This window comes from Candidatus Desulfatibia sp. (genome assembly GCF_036446775.1).
GTDB lineage: Bacteria > Desulfobacterota > Desulfobacteria > Desulfobacterales > UBA11574 > Desulfatibia_A.
On the sequence record NZ_JAZFTO010000187.1, the window covers coordinates 1 to 4,172 of the forward strand.

Annotated in this window: 3 protein-coding genes; 1 reads left to right on the plus strand and 2 read right to left on the minus strand. The window is 47.1% G+C overall.

Translation table 11 applies throughout. The features are described from left to right. Positions 1-196: 196 nt before the first annotated feature. Together V3S16_RS09255 and V3S16_RS09260 are read right to left on the minus strand one after the other, a co-directional pair. Positions 197-2,188, minus strand: coding sequence for a methyl-accepting chemotaxis protein (locus V3S16_RS09255; protein ID WP_413884398.1), 1,992 nt, complete (start codon positions 2,186-2,188; stop codon positions 197-199). 151 nt (positions 2,189-2,339) lie between these two features. Next, the gene (locus V3S16_RS09260; RefSeq protein ID WP_413884399.1) at positions 2,340-2,873 is read right to left on the minus strand and encodes a hypothetical protein; all 534 of its coding nucleotides are present in this window, start codon (positions 2,871-2,873) and stop codon (positions 2,340-2,342) included. Positions 2,874-3,102: 229 nt separating this feature from the next. Between V3S16_RS09260 and cysK the strand changes: the two genes are divergently transcribed. Next, positions 3,103-4,011 carry a cysteine synthase A gene (cysK, locus tag V3S16_RS09265; protein ID WP_413884400.1) on the plus strand — a complete coding sequence of 303 codons (909 nt, stop codon included), beginning with the start codon at positions 3,103-3,105 and terminating at the stop codon, positions 4,009-4,011. Positions 4,012-4,172 lie beyond the last annotated feature (161 nt).

Genomic DNA, 4,172 nt, shown 5'->3' on the forward strand with positions numbered 1-4,172 from the left:
GCGCTGTCTTTGTGGTAGTAGCTGGCTTCCACGAAACCGCTTATGCCGAGCTTTACTCCGGCGGCGTGTAAGTTAAATGGAAAGGCTAGTAAAATCAGAGCGGTAACTAAAATCGTGCAAGCGGAATCTTTCATTAATAAACTCATCCTTAAAAGTGAGATAGCAGGGAGGGATTATACCCTATGAAACCGTTTTATTAAAAGTCTTTGAGGTCTTCGTCGTCAAAGGGGATGACTTCTTCCGCTTTTACTGCTCCCTTTTTCTTTATAACGGCTGGCTGAGGCCTGGGTCGTTTTTTCGGAACGGGCAGGCCTTTTGGCTGGGCGGCATTCGGTCTGGTTTTCTCGGGGTTTTTAGCTTTTTTCTGTGGCGGTTTCGCAAAACCGGCGTCTTTCTTATCTTCTCCGAAAATTAACTGAGCAAGTTCCTGCACAACGGTATTCATGTTGGCGGCTTGTGCCGATAATTCCTCGCTTGCCGAGGCGGACTCTTCCGCGTTGGCCGCGTTTGATTGTGTAACCTGATCCATTTGGGTAATCGCCAGATTGACCTGTTCGACTCCCTGCGCCTGTTCATTGGAGGCGGCGGCTATTTCCCCGACAAGTCCGCCCGACTTCTTAACGTTGTCTTCAATCTCGCCTAAAGATTCAGCCGCCTTTTTTGTTATTTCCACGCCTTCCCCGGCCTTTTTTACGGCGTTTTCAATAAGCGCTGCGGTGTCTTTGGAAGCGGTGGCGCTGCGCTGGGCAAGGTTGCGCACCTCCTCGGCCACAACCGCGAAACCCTTTCCATGTTCGCCCGCGCGGGCCGCTTCCACCGCCGCGTTAAGGGCAAGGAGGTTTGTCTGAAAGGCAATCTCTTCAATCACCTTGATTATTTTCGAGATCTCGCTGGAAGATTCCTTGATCGAATCCATGGCGGCTGTCATTTCCTTCATCGACTGGTTTCCTTTTTCCACCGAACTTTTGCTTTGCGTCATCAGCGAGTTTGCGTTATTGGCGTTGTCGGCATTCTGGCGCGTCATGCTTGCGATCTGTTCAAGGGAAGCCGAAGTTTCTTCGAGCGACGAGGCCTGTTCCGTTGACCCCTGCGCTAAGGACTGGCTCGCTGAAGATATCTGACCGGCCGCCGAAGAGGTTTGCCCGGAAGCTTCCTTAAGACTTTCGATAATTACATTGATCGGTTTTGTTATGGATCTGGTCAGAAAAACTCCCAGAAGAATAGCTATTATAACCGCGACAATAATGGTTGAAATAAGAATAAAACTCGACGAGGCTTGCGACAAGGTCATCGACTCCTTGGCCGCATCCACGTCCTTGTCGATAACCATTTCAAGCTTTTCCAGGAAATCTATCATTTTCTCGGAGGATTCCTCCATATTATGAATGCTTAGGTTTTCCTGGTTTTCCAGCCCGTTTACTATCGGGGTTATATAATGATGTAATTTCTTTATTTCTTTTTGGGCCTTGTTGAAAAACCTGGTTTTTGCCGTTTGATAAAGCGATACCTTTTTATCGCTAGCCGCATCGTTTATCTTTTCCGCCCATTGGTGTGATTTCTTGTTGTATTTATCGTATTTTTTTAAACTTGCCGCCAGTTTTTCATCGCTAGTTTTAAAGGTTTTGTACCATATGCCGAAATCGCTTTTCGCCGCGTTCATTTCGCCTGTGAACGGGACGTCATATTTACTTGTGTCTTCAACGGAAGCCAGCCAGCCGTCAAATTGTATCGTCACGTAATAAAGGAAGTTATTAAGATTATATTCCACCCCTTTATGCGTAAATATATACCCGACTTTTTTGTCATGGGCGCGGATGAGGTCGTTTACCGCCTCCTTGAAGCCGGAAAATTCGGAAACGACATTATCCGTGAGGTTCTTTATCTCTCCGGTTCCGCTGATACGTGAGATATGCTTTTTAAACTCTCCGAGCGATTCATCCATCGCACTTTTTATATTTTTCAGGCCGGTTGTGTTAAGGAGATAATTCCTGCTTTCGGAGATAGTCTTTTCGATGGAGATCAACGCTTTCATGGAGGCGTCTATCATCGGCATCTCTTCTTCCATAACGCTATTGGCGCTGTCGGCGACATTTCCTACCATGAAGATACCAGCGACCCCGGCTATGACAACCAGAAGCGAGATGCCCATAAAAGCCGCAATAAGTTTTTTGCCCAAGCTCAATTTCATAAACGCCTCCCTTTATTGGCAATCCCCCATTTTCTTACTATATCCGGGAGCCAAAAAGCGCCTTCGCAAGTAACAAACCCTATTCATCAGATGTACACTGGCCGTTTCTTAGGGCTTGTGGAGAATTCAGCTAATTAATCCTCTTTTTCCCTTAATGCGGCATGGTTTTGATCATTTTATTATGTTCCAAAACTGCTGTAAGCTCATCCTTTACCTGGTCTAATAACGCTTTGTCCTTTGTCTTTTTGTATTCCTTCAGGGCTATATAAGTTGTAGCCGGATGAATGACTGAATCCATTAAGCTCATTGTTTGCCCCATCCCTATCGAGTCGGCGTCGATTCCGTTTTTCCCCAGAACCCCGCCATCGTGCCAGGCCTCTTCTATTTCATCCATCGTCATGCCCTTCATTTTTTCGGCGCCCCCGATGACCAGTTCCATAATTTTTTTATCTTTAGCGTCGGGAGCCTTCGATACATACATCTTGCATCCCTCGACGCCCAGCGCAATCATTTTTTCCTGTATCGCGATAAGGCCGTCTATATCGGCTATCGAACCGCTGATAACCTGCTTAATGGTGTCTTTTGCCAGCTTTTCGAAGGCCTCCTTTTCGAAAGCAAGCGAAGATGTGCCCATAAATGCAATCAAGGCGCATGCGTATAAGAAAGTTTTAATAGAGCTGATCATAATGATTATTCCCCTTTAAAAAATAAAAAAACGAACATGAATCATAGTTTCCCTGTAGCAAGAGCAGACTTACTCAATCACTCAACTGTTAATTGCAAACGATATCACAATTTCTTCACTTTTTCCAATTCTTTGGAAGAGCGGCGAAGAATTTAAAACAGAAACGTCGGCTGTTTGATCCTAAAACTTGACAAGATTAATAAGGTATCATAATATTAAAGGCTAGCTGATGAGCAAGTTATTACGGGAATCCGTCCTGGAGCTGTTCGGTAATACCCCGATGGTAAGGCTGAACGCTTTTTCGGGCGGCAACGGAGCGGCAGTTTACGCCAAGCTGGAGTGGTACAACCCGGGCAAAAGCATAAAAGACCGCATAGCGCTCAACATGATAAACGATGCCGAGCAGAGGAGGAAACTCATAAAAGGCTCGGTAATCATAGAGCCCACCAGCGGAAATACCGGCTTAAGCCTGGCCCTGGCTGGAAGGCGGAAAAGATACGAAGTTGTAATTGTAATGCCGAATACGGACAACGAATATTTGATAAAAGTCCTTAAAGGCATGGGGGCAAAAGTCATACTTACACCGGCCGAAGAAGGAATGAGAGGAGCAAAGGAAAAGGTGGTTCATCTTTGCAAGAGGAACAAGAGGTATTATCACCCGGACCAGTTCGCCAACCCCTCGAACCCGGAAATCCACAGGAATACGACCGCCAGGGAAATAATGAAATCGATGGGCAACCGCACTATCGACGCCTTTGTCGCCGGAGTTGGCACTGGCGGCACTATTACCGGCGTGGGCGAAGCCCTTAAGGCGAAATACGGCCACATAAAGATAGTAGCGGTGGAACCTTCCGAATCGGCGTTACTGAGCGGCGGAAAGCCTGGCGTTCACTACATAACAGGCATTGGGCCGGGGTTCATACCCTCAATACTTAACAGGGAGATAATTGACGAGGTTAGTCGGGTAAGCTCTGAAACCGCGCAAAAAACCGCCGGGGAAATCCTGGCCAAAGAAGGGCTTCCAGTCGGCCTGTCTTCCGGCGCGTCCGCCTGGGCCGCAAGGAAAGTTGCCGGGAAAATGAAGAAAAATCAAAATGTTGTAACCATTTTTGCAGATTCCATGTCAGGAGTGTCGTAGTGGGGTACGTTAAAGGCCTTAGGTGCAGGGAGTGCAATAAGGAATACGGAATAGATCCGCTCTACATCTGCGAGTTTTGCTTCGGGCCGCTGGAGGTTGTTTACGATTATGACGGCATTAAAAAGGTCCTTACCCGCAAAAAGATAGCTTCGCGCGGACCG

What these genes read in the sequence shown, in the direction of transcription:
- V3S16_RS09255 (WP_413884398.1), bottom strand. Translation starts at nt 2,188, where the DNA reads ATGAAATTGAGCTTGGGCAAAAAACTTATTGCGGCTTTTATGGGCATC.
- V3S16_RS09260 (WP_413884399.1), bottom strand. Translation starts at nt 2,873, where the DNA reads ATGATCAGCTCTATTAAAACTTTCTTATACGCATGCGCCTTGATTGCA.
- cysK (WP_413884400.1), top strand. Translation starts at nt 3,103, where the DNA reads ATGAGCAAGTTATTACGGGAATCCGTCCTGGAGCTGTTCGGTAATACC.